Raw genomic sequence first — 16,899 nt, 5'->3', positions numbered from 1 at the left:
CAGATGCAAGGTTGCTCTCCATGTCCGATATTTTTCTGTCCTCAGGTCAGTCTTTAAACACTGTCACGATCGGTGATGGTGACAGCGTCTATGTCGGTTCCGGAGCCAGCACCTTGGATCTTCAACTCGCGCCTGGTGGCAACGAATATGTCATGGCAGGCGGTCAGGCCCTTGGGACCGTTGTCAGCGCAGGCGGCTTTCTTTTTGCCGCAGGCGGAACCGACGCAGCATCAGCCATCGTCTCCGGAGGTACAATCGACGCCGGCGCCGAGGCCGTGATCAGCGAGAACGGTGTTGCCTCGTCCGTACATGTGCAAAGCGGTGCCCTCCTCAGTGTCGTCAGCGCTGGGATCACAATCGGCAGCATTCTCTCCTCTGGCGCTTTCGAGACCGTCGCATCTGGTGGGACGGCCAGTGCAACCGACATTCAGGACGGAGGAACTCTGGTTGTCACCCCGGGAGGAACAGTCACGGACACAACGCTTACCCCGGGCGGGCACGTTGTTTCGACGGGCATTTTCTTCTTTTCATCAACCAACCCCGTTACTGTCTCCGGCATGTCCACCACGGATCAGCCCGTAAGTGGAGCCGTCCTGGGCTCCGGCGCCCACGCCATTTTACTCCCCGAGGGCGTCCTCACGGATGCGGACATCCAGTCAGGCGGAGCCGTTGCGGTCCTCACGGGAGGCATCCTCTCTGGCGGGACGATCGAGGCGGGAGGTTCGGCGATTATCGGTGATGGGGCCTCTGCGACCGATGTCACTGTCGCTAACGGAGGCTGGCTGGTGCTGTCTGGAAATACAGAGGCTGCCGGTCTTCCCGAAGAGGCGACACTGACGGGCATAACGATCGAGAATGGCGGCGCGATTGACGTTGAAAACGCAGATGTTTCTGCGTCTCTCTCGGGGGATATTCTCATCCTCACGTCCGGAGCCCTGACGACAACGATTGAACTGACAGGCGATTATGACCATGCCTCCCTGACGATCTCAGGGGACAATAATGAAGGCACGCTCATCACCCTTGAAGACGGAACGCCCTGCTATGGCCGCGGCACGCTGATTTCAACGGCAGAAGGCGAGGCCTCTGTTGAAGACCTGAACATTGGTGATCTCGTCCGGACCGCGTCTGGCGCCCTCCGCCCTGTCCGCTGGATCGGCCGACGATCTTATTCCGGCCGGTTTGCGTCAGGCAATCGTGACGTTCTGCCTGTGGTCTTCAAGTCAGGAAGTCTGGGGAACGGCCTGCCACGACGGGATCTGTCCGTCTCACCGCTGCATGCGATGTTTCTCGAAGGCACGTTGATCCCGGCTGTTCTTCTCGTCAACGGCGTGAGCATTCTTCAGGCGCAGGCCATGGACGAGGTCAGCTATTTCCATATCGAACTGGACAGCCATGACGTTCTTCTTGCGGAAGGTGCGCCGTCAGAAAGCTTCATCGATGATGGCTCCCGCGGCATGTTCCACAATGCCGCCGAGTATCAGGCCCTGTATCCGGACGCTGCACAGTCCCTGCCCCAGTACTGCGCCCCACGCCTGGAAGAAGGACAGCATCTGGAGGAGATCCGCTCCCGCCTGAACGCCCATGCGGGACTGGGCACGCTTCCGAATACAGATCATGGTCTCATTGAGGGCTATCTTGATACGGTCACACGAACAGGGCTGACAGGCTGGGCGCGCACTCCTCTGTCGGACGCGCCCGTGCGGCTGCGCCTCACCGATAACGGCATAACGCTTGCGGAGATTATTGCGGATCAGCCTCGTCCGGATGTGGGTGGCCCTTATGGGTTCAGCATCACCATACCCGGTGGCTTCTCCCCGAACGAACGCCATGTCCTCGACATACAGCCCGTGGGAAGCCAAACAAGGCTGGGCCATACGCCCTGGATCCTGGACCTCCAGCAGGAGGTCCCCACACCGTCGGCAGAGGCTTTGCCCCCTCGAGGCTGGATCGATATCGCCTCACGCGACAGGATTTCCGGCTGGATCTGCACTCCGGATGATCTGACCACACCGGTGGCCATCCAGATCATTGTGAATGGTCAGCTTGCATCCCGCAGCGTCGCGAATGCCAGACGCCCGGATGTTGCTCAGACGGGGCAGGCTTCAGAGTTCTGCGGCTTTGACGTGCTGTTCAGTCCCCCGCTCCCTCCTCATCGCCGTCATACTCTCGAAGTGCGCCGTGAAACCGACGGCCACCTCCTGTCCTCACCCGTCGTGATCGAGGCAGCGAACCAGTTTGATCCCGCCGTGGCACAGTTGCTCCGTCAGGCGGTGGCCTCGGCCGAGGATGCTCAGACACAGGCCAATATTCTGTCCTTTCTGCTTGCACAGACGGAGACACTGAAGCAGGCCCAGGCCGAGCGTGAGTCCGGTCGCGCGCGGACGGAACTGACAAACCTCAAAGCACGCCGCGGTCTGATCAAAGCCGAATTGCCTGTCCCGCGTGTCCTGATCATCGACAGCCGTGTCCCCGATCAACATCGGGATGCCGGTTCGGTGGCCATCCTGTCTCACATGCGGGCCCTGATCCGGCTGGGTTATGCGGTCTCGCTCGTCAGTGCGGATGGCTCAGCACACCAGGGCCAGACTTTTGTGTCTGACATCACTGTTCTTGGCCCTCCGTTCGTCTCGTCCGTCGAAGACGTTCTGCGTCGTCAGGCTGACAGTTTTGACGTCGTGTATCTTCACCGCCAGGAGATCGCCACCGCCTACCTGCCCCTTGTACGCCGTTATCAGCGACGGGCCCGTGTCCTCTACGGCGTTGCGGATCTTCATCACCTGCGTCTCAGCCGACAGGCCATCCACGAAGACAGGCCCGAGCTTTACGCCCGGGCGTTGCGTGTCCGGGCAGCAGAATATTCGGCCGCCCGTCAGGCTGATGCCGTGCTGACGCATTCCAGCGTCGAAGCCACGCTCCTGCGCCGCGACCTGTCAGGCGTCAATGTTCATCAAGTGCCCTGGGACGTTCCGACACGGGGACGCGTGCCAGGTTTTTACCACCGTCACGGCATCGCATTCATCGGAAATTTTGCCCATGCTCCGAATATCGATGCAGCCATCTGGCTGGTCGAAACCATCCTCCCCCTGGTCTGGGCAACCGCTCCCCACATCTCCTGCGTGATTGCTGGAGCGGAGATGCCAGACCGCATCACACGTCTGGCTGCTGGACCGAATGTTGAGGTCATCGGCGCTGTTCCTGATCTGGCAGACGTGCTTGATCGCGTACGGCTGACCGTCGCTCCTCTGCGCTATGGTGCGGGTGTCAAAGGCAAGGTTCTGGACAGTCTCGCAGCCGGTGTACCGTGCATCATGACGTCCATGGCGGCTGAGGGTCTTGATCTTCCGGAGGCCTTGTCCGGACTCATCGCGGACACTGGAGCGGATATCGCGGCACGCATCATCCAGCTGCATAAAACACGCAGGCTTCGTGCCACAGCCGCGCGTTACGGCAAGGCCTATATTCAGGATCATCATACCGAAAGCTGCGTCGATGAGCGCTTGCGCTCTGCGGTGACGCCTGCGGCCGGGAGACGATCCGCAGGCTAGTCGCGCTTCCCACCTGATGGAGACGACGCTCTCTCCCTGCAGAAAAAGACACAGACAGGCGCTCCTCCCGGAGCGCCTGTCTGTCCTCAGGAACGATTTTGAAAACAGCTGACGGCACGCTCAAGCCGCAGCAGCGTATCTTCCAGAACAAGCGTGAGGCCCTCGAGTGGATGACCGAGGGTGTCATCCTCCTGATACACCTCGTCCATTGCACGTTTAACGCACGGCAAAACCACCTGCCGCACCAGCAGCTGCGCCTCAACCACATGATTGAAACCGACTGAGAACGATGTCTGCCCGGATGATCCAGAGGGTGTCATGATGTCTTTCCTTACAGCCCCATCCAGACGGGTTTGGCGTCCACAGAGCGTCAGAAACGACCTGGGAACGACGTACCGTCTTTGTCCTGATGGGGAAATTGGGTCCCATTGCCCAAAGAGACCGACCGGACTTTCAGGGACATTTGAGACACGGAGAACGCAAAGGCCTGCACACAAATGATGCGCAGGCCAAAACGCCGGTAGGCTTAGTCAAAGTCGTGAAAGAACAGTCCCTCCATGTCGTCGTATTCCACCACATCCTCCAGACAGCCAACGCGTTCGGGCGGTGGGACAATGGCCGCTGACACTGCGGCCATCATGTTGGGACGGCACCGATGCAGGAGATCCGTGGCCAGGGTCTGCACAGCCCAGAGCCGGGCGAACTCATGCGTCGAGAAAAACGTGTCCATCTCCCGAGGCAGGATATCGCTGGCGAGATTGGCCAGCCCATAACTCTCCCGCTCCGGACACAGAAGACGCGCGTTTCGGTAGAGACAGAGCCAGTGTGGTGGGCTGTCGCACACCCCTCCCAGAAGACGTTTCACAAAGGCCGCATGATAGGCCGCCATGATCAGGGGCGGTGGGACATCCCGTGGCATGACGGACTGGAAGGCTTCGTCGCTGATAACCAGCGCTGGCCTCCCCTGATCATCCAGGGTCTGCTCAAGTCTGCACCGGGCGATCCGGATCTGTGCACACCACCAGCTCAGCGCAGAAGTCTCATCAAGACGTTCAAAAAAGCCATCCCGTGACGCCACGATCACGTCACGCCCGGCCACCAGGGGACCTGCTTCACAGGGGACAATATCGACGATGCGGATCCGGCCCATGGGCCAGCGCGGCAGAGACGCCGGCCGTTGTGCACGGCGACGAAAGGCCGCAGGAAGGGACACCCCGTTCATGACCGTGCCTCCCCACGGCGAAGAGACGCGATCACCCTGCGATATTCCTGCTGCAGCCCGTCCAGATCCATCAGATGGTCCAGGTAGAGGCACTTCGGCTCAAGGCCGAGTTCCGCATAGAAGTCCAGGCGGCGATCCAGCCGGTCGAGCCATTCTTCTTCCAGAGGGTTTCGGACAATGCGGTCAGAGCCACACGCGCCCACCACTTCGAGATAGGCCGCAGAGCGCTTGAAGCGGATTGTCAGATCAGCGCGATAGTCTCCGTCTTCCGGGCTGATCGGCTGATGCAGATCGAGTTGAAGGCCCCGTACCATGAGAGGCAGCAATTGCTCATACGCCAGACGCTCGGGCAGAGAGTCCAGCACCGTACCGTCTTCTGCGACAGGCCCACCGACCGGGAGGTCTGGCCAACGCGTATAGATTTGGCGGAGGAAACGCGCCCACTCCGATGTCCCGCTCTCGCCGATGAACACGAGGTGGTCGGCTTGCGGTCCGACATAGCGCAGCATTTCGGAGTTCGGGGGGACGCCGAGATCCAGTGTCAGGCGTCGGTACAGTTGCAGGTCGGCTTCGGTGGCATGATAGGACGATGAGACCGACCGCTTTCTGGGCAAGCGGGAATGAACACTTAACGTGGCCATACGAGAATAATCCTGGGCGTGAGAAACTCCCCCTGACGCAGACACGGCTCAAACCCTGGTAAAGGCGCCATGCTGAGACATCCGGCTGCAAGCCGCTTGATGGGGAGAGAGGTCAATGAACCTCATCTCATGCCCAATGCTCCTCAGAAAGATCCCTGGATGCGGCTAACCCTTGCCAGCTCAGATAAAAACCAATCGCCACCAGCCTTACCGTCTAGTTCCTCAACCGTAAAAATCCACGCGCCGCCGCACATTCAGCTCGTTTGTTTGTTCGTCCATTCCTCAAAGGGATACGCAAAAACGCTTGTATGCTGTTCCTGACCTTCGGGTCATCGTCGCGCGTCTTTCCTCGCACTCAACAGCGCTGCTCAGCGTCTGTTTCTGACAACTGCTTCTGCACCAAGGGTGCCTTGGTCTGTAGGGAATTATTGTGGCCGCATTTGCACCCGGTTTGCGTCATCTTCGCTCTTTATTTGCACGGAAGCCGCTTGGTTTTCAGTTCCCGAGCCACATGGATTTTCGATCTCAAAGAGCACAGTCACCAAGACGAAAGAGAAACACGGGTCGTGTTTTAGTGCTGTCGCAGTGCATTACGCGCCTTTCGCCGAGGCAATGATTTCAATGAACACTACCATCACGATCGCAAAGGACTTGCAGATCACCCAGTGTTTTTATGTTAGACTTGATCGCAAAAAAAAATCGTGTCGATTCACGCAGCATGTTTCCAGAACCATGCCAGTCCGGAGCAGAAAAATGACGGATCTGAATATCGAAGAACTGGTCCGGAAAGCACAAAAAAGCCGCAAGAAAAAAACTCTTGAGCTTTTTATGGATGAGCATTTCGAGGAGCTGGAGGCAGAAATTCAAAAAAAGCCGGGCTGGCCAACGCTGATGATCGTGTTCCAAAAGCTCGATTTGAAAAATGCTTGGGGAAACAAACTGGCAGTCGGGACGGTCCGACGTACCTGGCACCGCGTGTGCAAATCTCGTTCCTTAAAGGCGCAAATACCAGTTCCGAAAAACGAAATTGTACACATCCTAAGGCCAAAGCAGGATCCAGTGTCTCATGAAGCCAAGGCCTCGCAACGTCATCTGGAAAGGATGGACGCTGAAACACGCGTTGCGTCCTCTCACGCAACATCAGAAATTGACCGCGCCATCAGCCGATCCCGACAACGCTCCCTCCCAATGCCAACTCGTATAGAAAAAAGGTCGTCTTCGGACTCGTGATCACGAATAGTTGAAATCACCCCTTCAAATCCAACACCGCGTTCCTACTCCTGCAAATACGACACAACCTGTTGTCTTTTGAAACACCCAGGTGTTTTCAAAAAAAATCATATATCCATGGTTTGTTTTGAAAACGATATTGATTAAAAATATTGCTCCTAAAATAAATGTTGCTCTCTCACCTTCGATATTCAAATCAAAAAGGTGGAAGCAAGATTAATAGCCTTTTCAAATCCTGCCTCCTTCACATTCAACAACTTTTGTCGCGAGCGGCGAGGCATACCTGCCGCCTTGAGCACCGAAGCAGGAGGTCATATTGAAATGGCCAAAAACGTTACTGAAGAACCCGATCATACAATCGTTGCACGCTCCATGCCCGAGAAACCACGTGTTGTCTTTCCACTTGGGAGAGGTAATCGCGGCAAAACACTCCTCACACGGTGGATGATCGAACGCGCCTTCGTGGCAGGAAGAGATGTCGGCATAGCAGATGCAGACAGAACGAATTCAAGCCTCTCGTCATATTTCAAGAACGTTCTGTCTCCCCAGAGCGCTGATGATGCCAGTGTGATGGAATGGTTCGAGGACATCCTCGACAAGCATATAACCGACCAGAGGTCTCTCGTGATCGATTTTGGAGGTGGCGACCTGACCGTCAAGAAAGCAAGTCTCGAACTGGAGCTCGTCGACATGCTCGACCGGGAAGGCATTGATCTTGTTGCAGCACACCTCATAGGCCCTGATCCCGATGACCTGGCTTATCTCGCTACCGTAGAAGAAAACGAACTATTTGCGCCAACAAGAACACTGTTGATATTCAACGAATATTGCATTCCTAAAGCAATGCCTCGCGACGAGGCTTTCATACGCACAGTGCGCAACCATAAGATCATCGAAAAAACACTCGATCGTGGCGCCCGCCTTGTCATCATGCCGGCTTTGCCTGTCGTGCATGAACTTGATCGCCGACGGATCGGCTTTTTCGAAGCTCTCGCTGAAAAATCCAAACCAGGACACACACCACTCTCTCGATTTACACGGCAGCGCGTCATGCTCTGGTTACGCGACATGGAAAGCGCTTTTGCCGAGGTCAATCACTGGCTTCCCTGACCCCTAAAAAAGACACCTTGTCAAAAGGAATTCGACAATGACCGTACAAGATAATCTGCGCGATAACGATCTTGTAGAACTTGCAAGGCGTCAGGGGATTCTCAACGATGATCCATTAATGCCTGTCATCATTCTCATCGACGCGTCACTCAAAACCATTCAGCAGCAGACGTTTATTCTGAATCAAACTTTCGAACGCACGCAAAAGGAAATCACAGGCGCTCTACGGGAGAGGGCAGATTACGCCAAAGCAGAAACCATGCAAATGAAGCAGAAAAGTGAATTTCTTCAAAAAAAACTGGTTTTCGATATTGGTCATAAGATCGCAGAACTGGCTGAGACTGCGCTCGCCCGAAATATTAAACTCGTTGAAACAAAAACAATCGCGGGCATCGTCTCAGCAGGACTGATCGCTATCGGCATGGCATATGGTCTGGGCAATGTGCACGGCTTTCACAGTGGATCGCAGGACGCCCAGTTCAAGGCTGACCAGCAAATCGCTGCCTTCCGGGCGACAGCAAATGAAGCAGAGAAGTTGTTTCTCGACAGGCCTGAGGAACTGGCACTGTGGGCACCAATCATTCGCCTCAATCAACTCAACGGCTCTTCGAGGCTGCGGGATTGTTATGGCCGGTTTCTGTTCAGTTTTAATAACAGGCCGGATCAACCCGGATGCTGGCTCTCTTTGCGAATTCCTGTTCCCCTAAAACGCCCGCAAAGCATGTCCTCGCCATTTCTTCCTCCAGCGAAATCAGAGAGCCCTGATCAATAATACCGGACACCAACCGGAGCAGGACGCAATCATGACGCAGAGCATTCTTGAGACGAAACTCGACGGCCTTGTCCTGAGCCTTCATGCCATGTCGGAGACCCAGGCCATCCATGGCAAAATACTCACAACGCTACTTGACGCCCTGGCCGTTCCCGCAAACGACGGGAATGACCTCGTTCAGGTCATCCGCGACGTTCTCAACACACTTGAGAAGCAGCGTCATGACACGGAAAAACTAAACGAGCAGATCATGGTACTGCCTAAAAAACTGGGCGATGTCTTCGCATCAGAACTCCAGTATTGTCTGACAGAAGACGTCCCCTGATGTTGACCTACCGGACGGGGGCAGCAACCACACCTTCTGCCGCATCTTTTATGGCAGATCACCTCCTGGAGTTAACGGTTTCGCCCCAACAGGCAGCTCTGGCGCGATACTATAGTGACGCGGTTTCATCCGAAACTGAAGCAGTTTGCGCCGCGGAAGCCGGTCACAATTTGAACCCTCGTCTGTTCGACATTCTTGGATTTTCACCGGGCCAGGCTGTCGGACGGGACGCAATCGCCCGTCTTCTCTCGGGCTTACGGGCAGATGGCCAGCCCATTACCGGCAAGCAGATACAAAGCGGGACACAAAGTCTCGCAGATCTCCTGTCTCTTCCCGACACCTCGCTACCCGATCGAGAAACTCTCGAAAATATCGCGGACAGTCTTAATGACCACAACACGCCAGGAACTGCGGAGAAGCGTCACGCCGCAAAAAGATTATTCCGACTTTATAATGTTCCTGACGGACACCCCATCGACGCCCCCTTGTGCAGCCAGTTAGCCCAAGGCACGGATTTCAACGGTACCACGGTGGACAGAAGATATTTTCTGAATGCTGTCACTGCTTCGAAATCCCGCATCGGTTATATCGATCTGACCTGGTCCGCAGATAAGTCCGTATCGATTGCCTGGGCCTTTGCCAAAACCGATGCCGAACGCGCGATGATCCTGCAGGCGCATCGTGATGCCGTAGACGACGTCATGAAACAGGTCGAGGTTGAAATCGGAAGAGCCCGAAAAGGTAAAGCCGGGCAATTGGGATTTGAGCGCGGCGCGATCGGCTGGATGAGGTTTGACCATTTCACGGCCCGTCCGACAATTGACCTTCCAGACGTCGACACGATCTCAGGCGAAAATTTCACCCGTCGTCTGACGATCCAGACCAATGGAGACCCGCAACTCCATACACACGTCATTGTTCCCAACGTGGTTGTTACCGATAGCGGGCGTGTTGGCGGTCTTGACCTCAAGCGCCTGTCAGGTCGTGTCAAGGAGCTTGGCGCGCTTTACCAGGCTTTTCTGGCTCGTAATCTTCGCGCAGTGGGCGTCGAAGTGGCTCTCGATTGCGACACGGGGGCAGCACGCCTGACCGCAGTTCCTGACGAGATACGCCAGGCCTTCTCCAAGCGCACCATGGACGGTACGGCGGCAGCACGTGTTTATGTCGAGAAACAGGGGATCGACTGGAATGCTCTCAGCCCATCCCGCCGTATCTCTCTTCTCAAACAGGGTGTGCAAGGAGACCCCCGACAGGCAAAACAGGATGACCTGTCGGATTTTGTTTCCTGGCAAAATCAGGCCGTAGCCCTGGACTGGCACGTGCCGCCCTTTGTGAACATAACACGGCAGACGCCACTGCAGGATGATCAGAAACGTCTCGATGCTGCATTCGATATCGCTTGCAAGCTTCTTACAGCACGCTTTGAAAAAAGCGCAGTTCTTCAAAAAAGTGATGCCCGGATCTGTGCTGCACGCGCGCTGATCCAAAGCGGGATCGCTTCTGCCTCTGATGTTGATGCTCTGATGTCTCTGTTTTCTAAAAGGCAGATCCTCCTTCACGGCACCGAAACCCAGATCATCTGGGTGCCGGGTCCTGACGGGTTGGGCGACACACAGATGCGTCTGACAACCCAACTTCATGTTGATCGGGAAAGTGAACTGGTTGCGCTCGCCCGCCAGACTGCCACGGACCAGAGTGGACAACTTTCCCCAAACGTCATCAACGCAGGGATCGTGAAAAGCGGACTGGATTTCAGTGGCCCGCATGGTCAGTCTCAATATCAGGCCATGGCGGCGCTTGGGACAGGGGGACGACTGTCTGTGCTGATTGGCGTCGCCGGTTCCGGCAAAACCACGCTCCTTGCTCCTCTTGTAAATGCCTGGCGGGATTCCGGCATGAGCGTGTGGGGCACGGCGGTCGCATGGCGGCAGGCCGAAGCGCTTTCCGACGCCGGAATTGAATCTTCCCATCTAAGGGCTACCTTCCCCCTATTGAAACAGATCAAGGCCGGACAGGTCGTTTTGAATAGGGAGTCGGTTGTTGTCCTCGATGAGTTGAGCCTGCTCAGTACAGAGCAATTACTTAACCTGCTGCGTGCACAAAGCCGTTTTGGGTTTCGTCTGGTTCTGATCGGAGACCCACTTCAGTGTGGGTCGGTCGAGGCAGGCCCGGTCATGGATCTGCTCGAACGAGCGCTGGGTCGGGAAACCATTTCTGAACTTCTGACCAGCGTGCGCCAGAAGAGCGATCGAGAACGCACAACCGCCCTGATGTTCCGCGATGGTCAAACGCACGAAGCGCTCCAACGCAAATACGACGACAACACCCTGATCCTCGCACTTGGCAGTTGTCAGGACGTTGTAGAAAAAGTCGCCGATCTCTGGCTCTCACGCTATGAGAAAGGGCGGGCGCAAGAAGGATTCAGCCTTACAGTCAGTGCTCCGACCAACGCCGACGCCCGAAGCATTGCAGTTGCCATTCGCGAGCGCCGCCGTCGGATTGGTGAACTTGGCTCAGATATAGCGCGAATTAATGCCGTGGACCAACACGGCACGGCTTACCCGATGCTACTGGCTGCCGGAGATCGCGTAAGACTTTACGCGCGCACAAACGCACGTCGCAATGACGGAAAACGTGGCATCATCGGGAACAACGGCTCGGTGTTGACGGTGATCGATGCGGATAAAAAGGGTTTATGGCTGCGAAATACGCAAGGTCATGACGGTTTTGTCGCCTGGGCGACGCTTAAAGATCCGGACAAAGATCGCATTCGGCTAGGCTATGGCGACGTCTTGTCGATTGACGCCACCCAAGGCGTCACAAGCACGGAACACATTGAAGCCATGCCTCAGGGATCATGCGCCGTAGATGCCCATCGCGCCTATGTTCAGGGCAGCCGTCATCGGCAGACCACCTGGCTCGTCACCTCGGAAGGCGCCGAACGACGAGAAATCTCCAAACGCCGCCCTTTGGGTGACATCCGTCCAATCCGCACATCCGATCTGCTCGAGAACATGGCCCGCAACATGATGCGACGCGATCAACGCCTGTCGGCCCTTGCCCTGCTTGAACAGGCTCGGGGCGCCCAAAGGCAGACTCTCCGAGATTTTCAGAAAGCACGTCTCTCTCTGGAGCACCGTCAGGACATGAAAGGAGAACCGCCCTCGCTCATATCATTACGAAATCGGCACCAACAAAACCACCTCGCCAGGGAGGCTCTTGAACGGCTTTCTCAATCGTCCGAGAGAAGACCCCCACCCGAGGCAAAAGCATCAACAGCGAAACTGGGTGTCCCAACGACTGATTTGGTCTTGCTGTTGTCGCAAGCCATTCGTCATGTTTTCTCTACAGTAAGACGCCATGTCAGAAACCTTCTTCAGCATCGCCGCCTCTGCAGAACGGCTCGTAAAGTCCGCAGCAGATTAACGGCAGATCAAATCCGGCTGTGGCGCCGGATCGAACGTCCTCTCACTCCAGCAGAAATTCCCAGCTGGGGTTCGGAGGATTATTTTACGGGAGAGGCCAGAGAAGAGCTTCTTCGTTATGGTCACATCGACATGGCGCGTGCGGCGGAATTCCATAACCGCACGATACAGCGTCGACAGGATGCCCGCAGAGAAGATCCCTGTGGCGTTCGTGCAGCGACGCGACACGTCGATTGGCTTTTCCGGGTAGCTGGCTTTCAAAAAAACACTCCTGATGAGACGGCCGTAGAGACATTGGAGATCCTGCTTCCGTCTCATACGCTTGCGGACTCTAGGAGCGTCTTTGACAACCTCCTCCGTGATCTCACCGAGATGGACATTCGAAATGACCGGGGTCCCGCCGACGAGCGTCGTCGCCTGCGGCTGACACGACAAAGCCTCGTGTCAGGCCTTGCGGCGTTTAATCTTGACACAACTACCAGTGTCTGTTGGCGATTGCTCCTCGCCAAATCCATCACACCGTCCATGGCTCCAAGATCATCAAAAGAGATAACGCGAGAGCCCGGTTCCCGACAGAAGTCAAAGCGTAGTTTTCGTCAAGGAAACAACGTTGAATGGGACTGATCTCATCAAAAAAATTGCCTCCGTTGCGAGAATGGGGGTCATATGACCCATCTATCCAGATCAGGAGGATATGATTATGGTCAGACAAAAAGGTCCTTCGAGCATTGGGCCAGCCTATAAAAGAATTACCTTACCTTTAAAAACTCCTTTTTCCCGTCTTAATTTCAAATTACAGGCCGTCCTTCTTGCGACAGAACGGAGCCGACGTCTGGATCTCTTCAAAAAACAGAAGCTGAGTGCTGACAAATTTTATTTCAATCCTGAGGCACGATACAAACGCGTTTACGATTACATCAATCTTCACCTTATGAATGAGGCCTGGTTTCAAAGAAACCAAATGTCTGGCCTCAGAAGTTCAGGTAGTGGTTTTCTCGAATTTATCGATGGCTTTGACTTTAAAACATCCAAAGACCTCGAACAGCAGATCGATCAGGAATGGCCCACATGTCTTCTCCCAAACAAGGTCACACAGGAGAAACTGGACGACATTCTTTTATATCGGAAGGAGAGAGACCTATGGGCTTCTCAGGTCAGAACGGGTCGCCTTCAAAGAAAACTCGGCCATTCTGATCCAGCTTACGCGTTCCACGACTATGCCGCCATGCGAGCGAGCGTCATTGAAGAAGGACGCGCCATTATTGGGCTGGCCATGCAGATTGCGCTGCGACAAAGCCTGCACCACGATGCTATTCCCCTATCCTGGGAACGTCTTGCTCATGTTTTTGGTTACGCCGCCGGTGAAATCTCCCGAGGCCGCGATCCGGCCGATTACCTGATGGACGGGAGTGCCCCCCTTTTATGGAAAGGCGGCCTTACGGACGCACGTACACCGTTTAAAAAGCGTGTCACTTATAATACCGGCCGCACCCAATTCATGGCGCTCAAGCAGTACTTTCTCCCAGTTGCCCATATTCTGGGCGCGATGAGTGTCATCTCCAGTCATCCATACATCTCAAAAAACCTCCTGGACAGTCGATGGCCGTCTTACCAATCGGGACCAGAAGACCTTTTAAGAGGATACCGCGCTGGCTTCAGTTTTATGGACGACCCCGACGACGAGCTCTTAACAAAAGCGACAATCATTTACGCATTGCGCTTTCAGCTGCATTTAACGCGTAAAAATGCGCACGCAGGATCAAAGGCACTGCTTTCGCCACAACAGATCATTAGACTTGAGAGCGACTTTCATCCCGCCAAGATCGTAGACACTCATCGTGTCATTAACATATCAGAGGGGCAGGCATTCCTTCGGGAACCATTACTCAAAAAATATTACAGAGTACAAGGTCTTTACGCACAGGAACTCCTACACCTCAAGAAACGCCCCAGGCCTGTTTTGACGCTTAAAAAGCAGCCTTCGGAAGAACTACTTCAAACGTCACTCCCGGCTATGATTCTTCTCCCTTTGCCGAACGCAATTGTTAACGCTCTACGGAGCTACGAGGATACAAATCAGAAACCACTATAGGCTGTCTGTCAGAATCCGCTAAAATGCGGATTCCATCGCAAGTCTCAGATCTGCGCAGAGTGCCCTCCGAAAGCGAGGAGGCATTATGCAGAGTCACAGTAGAGATTTCCCCCAGATCGTCCCACTCAAAGAGTGTCCGATTTATTTCGGCTTCAGTGCCGCAACAGCCACCCGGCTGGCACGGCAGGGAGACATCCAGATCGCGCGTCTCGGAAAAGCCGGTATTGTCACAGCCTCTGTTCGAGAGATGATCAAGCGCAAAATCCGTGCCGCCGCACGCAATGAGACCGACGTTCCTAATCTGGGCACGCTGCTAACGCAATATCATGACTTACCTGCGCTCCTTCATATGAGCCACGTTGAAAGACATTTTCACTTTTCCCGCAGCACCGCCTACTGCCTTGCTAAACAACGTCACATCACCACCATCAAAATCGGGACTGCAAGACTGGTCGTGGTCGACCTGCTGCTGGTGTCCCTTCAGCAAAAAACCGTTGTGCTGTGCACAAACGACTCTTGCGGGAGCGCTTCAGGTGATTCACCATGAGCCCGAAGCATCCGGCTGAACGGCCCGCCAGTCCAGACCGTTCGCTCGCTTTAAAGCCTTTAAAGCCAGACAGAAACAGCCCTTCAAGTGCAGAGAACCACCTTCGTGCAGTTGTGCGCCTTCTTGCGCAGAGTGCAGCACGAGAGTGGTTTGAATCAGATCAGTTACGTCAGCAAAATGCCCAGACAGGCGCCACATCACCAGGAGACAGACCGCCATGAAAGTTGTCCTTTATGCGCGTTATTCCTCGGACAACCAGCGGGATGCCTCCATCGAGGATCAACTCCGGGCGTGCCGGGATTATGCTGACACACAGGGCTGGACGATTATCGACAGCTATTCTGACCGGGCCATTTCAGGAGCGTCCTTGATCCGTCCTGGTATCCAGGAACTCATCGCAGATGCCAATTCGGGTCGCTTCCAGATCCTCCTGACAGAAGCCATGGACCGCCTGTCCCGCGATCAGGAAGATATTGCCGGTCTGTTCAAACGCATGAGCTTTGCAGGGGTAAAGATCGTCACGCTTTCAGAGGGTGAGATCAATCATCTCCATATCGGCCTGACCGGCACGATGAATGCGCTCTACCTCAAGGAACTGGCCAACAAGACCCGTCGTGGTCTGCGTGGCCGCGTCGAACTGGGCAAATCCGGTGGCGGGCTGTGCTACGGGTATGATGTTGTCAAACAGCGCGACAGTCATGGCGAAACGATTTGCGGAGAGCGCGCTATCAATGACGAGCAGGCCCAGATCGTCCGTCGGATCTTTCGGGACTATGCCGACGGCAAATCACCCAAGGCCATTGCCCTGTCTCTGAATGCCGAAGGCCATCGCGGCCCCCTGTCCGGGGCCTGGAGCCCGTCAACGATCAATGGCAACCGGGAACGTGGCACCGGTATCCTCAACAACGAACTCTATATCGGCCGACTGGTCTGGAACCGCCTGCGCTACATCAAGGACCCGAGCACCGGGAAGCGCGTCTCCCGCCTCAATCCTGAATCGGAATGGGTTCTTCAGAACGTGCCTGATCTGCGGATTATCGGGCAGGATCTCTGGGATGCGGTCAAAGCCCGTCAGAGTAAAACGACCTGGTCGCAGAAATCCCGCGGCACCGGCACACACCCCCTCAACGCCCTGCAACGTCCGACCCATCTTCTGACAGGCCTCATCAAATGCGGCTGTTGTGGCGGTGGCTTTTCGATGATCTCACAACATCACCTCGGCTGCTCAACCGCCCGCAACAAAGGCACCTGCGAGAACCGCCTGACGATCCGACGGGACGTGCTGGAAAAATCCGTGCTCAACGGACTGCGGACCCAGATGATGGATCCCGCCCTCTTTAAGGAATTCTGCGACGAGTTCACGCGCGAGATAAACCGTCTGCGGATGGAGAAAGGGGCCGATCTGGTCGCTCTGAAGTCCGAGCTCCCCAAAATCAATCGTGAACTGGACAAGGCCGTGCAGGCAATCCTCGACGGTTTTGCCAGCCCTGCTCTCAAGACACGTATGGAGCAACTCGAAGCTCGCAAAGCGGAGATTGAGGGACGGCTGGCCAACGTCCCTTCCCCACCACCTCTGCTGCATCCCAACATGGCCGAACTGTATCGCCAGAAGATCGCGACGCTCCACGATAGTCTTCAAAACGAAGTCAGCAGAACACGGACGGTAGAAGCGATCCGTTCTCTGATCACACGGATCCGCCTCATTCCGGAGAATGGGGAGCTTGGGATTTTTCTTGAGGGTGATCTGGCAGCGATGCTGGGATTTGCATCAAACAGGAAAAACGCCATGCGTCACCCGGATGCTGGCGTTCTAGAGAAGTTCTTAGTGCAGGGTACATTGGTTGCGGGGGCAGGATTTGAACCTGCGGCCTTCAGGTTATGAGCCTGACGAGCTACCGGGCTGCTCCACCCCGCGGTGGTATATGTGATGTTGGTGTGGGGGTTTTTGTGAGTGGGCTAGGGGACCTGGCGGCGACCGACTTTTCCG

General features: G+C 55.5%; 13 protein-coding genes and 1 tRNA gene. 9 read left to right on the top strand and 5 right to left on the bottom strand.

Features of this window, described 5'->3' with window-relative positions; all coding sequences use genetic code 11:
• Nucleotides 1-20 precede the first annotated feature (20 nt).
• Nucleotides 21-3,548 carry a Hint domain-containing protein gene (locus KP705_RS13605; RefSeq protein ID WP_252348398.1) on the top strand — a complete coding sequence of 1,176 codons (3,528 nt, stop codon included), beginning with the start codon at nucleotides 21-23 and terminating at the stop codon, nucleotides 3,546-3,548.
• Between the two features lie 86 nt (nucleotides 3,549-3,634).
• On the opposite strand, the gene KP705_RS13600 is transcribed toward KP705_RS13605, so the two are convergent.
• The 3 genes from KP705_RS13600 to KP705_RS13590 all read right to left on the bottom strand — a co-directional run bounded on the left by KP705_RS13600 (nucleotide 3,635) and on the right by KP705_RS13590 (nucleotide 5,411).
• Nucleotides 3,635-3,868, bottom strand: a complete 234-nt coding sequence (locus tag KP705_RS13600) for a hypothetical protein (protein ID WP_215764647.1) — start codon at nucleotides 3,866-3,868, stop codon at nucleotides 3,635-3,637.
• A 206-nt stretch (nucleotides 3,869-4,074) separates the two neighbouring features.
• Nucleotides 4,075-4,770: a hypothetical protein gene (locus tag KP705_RS13595; protein ID WP_215764646.1), complete on the bottom strand. Its 696-nt coding sequence runs from the start codon at nucleotides 4,768-4,770 to the stop codon at nucleotides 4,075-4,077.
• Nucleotides 4,767-5,411, bottom strand: a complete 645-nt coding sequence (locus KP705_RS13590) for a hypothetical protein (protein WP_215764645.1) — start codon at nucleotides 5,409-5,411, stop codon at nucleotides 4,767-4,769. The genes KP705_RS13595 and KP705_RS13590 overlap by 4 nt, the downstream gene beginning before the upstream one ends.
• A gap of 753 nt (nucleotides 5,412-6,164) precedes the next feature.
• On the opposite strand from KP705_RS13590, the gene KP705_RS13585 reads away from it, so the two are divergent.
• The 7 genes from KP705_RS13585 to KP705_RS13555 all read left to right on the top strand — a co-directional run bounded on the left by KP705_RS13585 (nucleotide 6,165) and on the right by KP705_RS13555 (nucleotide 14,912).
• On the top strand, nucleotides 6,165-6,641 hold the full coding sequence (locus KP705_RS13585; RefSeq protein WP_215764644.1) for a hypothetical protein: 477 nt from the start codon (nucleotides 6,165-6,167) through the stop codon (nucleotides 6,639-6,641).
• Between the two features lie 291 nt (nucleotides 6,642-6,932).
• Entirely contained in the window at nucleotides 6,933-7,751 is an 819-nt protein-coding gene (locus tag KP705_RS13580; protein ID WP_215764643.1) for a hypothetical protein, read from the top strand.
• Between the two features lie 37 nt (nucleotides 7,752-7,788).
• Nucleotides 7,789-8,523 (top strand): hypothetical protein, encoded by a 735-nt coding sequence (locus tag KP705_RS13575; protein ID WP_215764642.1) that lies wholly within the window; start codon nucleotides 7,789-7,791, stop codon nucleotides 8,521-8,523.
• Nucleotides 8,524-8,554: 31 nt separating this feature from the next.
• On the top strand, nucleotides 8,555-8,848 hold the full coding sequence (locus KP705_RS13570) for a hypothetical protein (RefSeq protein WP_215764641.1): 294 nt from the start codon (nucleotides 8,555-8,557) through the stop codon (nucleotides 8,846-8,848).
• Nucleotides 8,848-12,897: a MobF family relaxase gene (mobF, locus tag KP705_RS13565; RefSeq protein ID WP_215764640.1), complete on the top strand. Its 4,050-nt coding sequence runs from the start codon at nucleotides 8,848-8,850 to the stop codon at nucleotides 12,895-12,897. Before KP705_RS13570 ends, mobF begins: the two co-directional genes overlap by 1 nt.
• Nucleotides 12,898-12,967: 70 nt before the next feature.
• Nucleotides 12,968-14,365, top strand: a complete 1,398-nt coding sequence (locus KP705_RS13560; RefSeq protein WP_215764639.1) for a hypothetical protein — start codon at nucleotides 12,968-12,970, stop codon at nucleotides 14,363-14,365.
• An 85-nt stretch (nucleotides 14,366-14,450) separates the two neighbouring features.
• Complete coding sequence (locus KP705_RS13555; RefSeq protein WP_215764638.1) at nucleotides 14,451-14,912, top strand: hypothetical protein; 462 nt, start codon at nucleotides 14,451-14,453, stop codon at nucleotides 14,910-14,912.
• Here the strand turns inward: KP705_RS13555 and KP705_RS13550 are convergent.
• On the bottom strand, nucleotides 14,904-15,131 hold the full coding sequence (locus KP705_RS13550) for a hypothetical protein (protein WP_215764637.1): 228 nt from the start codon (nucleotides 15,129-15,131) through the stop codon (nucleotides 14,904-14,906). The two genes, KP705_RS13555 and KP705_RS13550, sit on opposite strands and share 9 nt — an antisense overlap.
• On the opposite strand from KP705_RS13550, the gene KP705_RS13545 reads away from it, so the two are divergent.
• Complete coding sequence (locus tag KP705_RS13545; protein ID WP_215764659.1) at nucleotides 15,130-16,794, top strand: recombinase family protein; 1,665 nt, start codon at nucleotides 15,130-15,132, stop codon at nucleotides 16,792-16,794. The two genes, KP705_RS13550 and KP705_RS13545, sit on opposite strands and share 2 nt — an antisense overlap.
• On the opposite strand, the gene KP705_RS13540 is transcribed toward KP705_RS13545, so the two are convergent.
• Nucleotides 16,751-16,827, bottom strand: a tRNA-Met gene (locus KP705_RS13540). The genes KP705_RS13545 and KP705_RS13540 overlap by 44 nt on opposite strands.
• Nucleotides 16,828-16,899: the final 72 nt, after the last annotated feature.

The sequence above is a fragment of the Gluconobacter sp. P1D12_c genome (assembly GCF_018812105.1).
Classification (GTDB): domain Bacteria; phylum Pseudomonadota; class Alphaproteobacteria; order Acetobacterales; family Acetobacteraceae; genus Gluconobacter; species Gluconobacter oxydans_A.
Note: the sequence above shows the minus strand (reverse complement) of the source record. Positions and strands in the feature narration are given on the sequence as shown.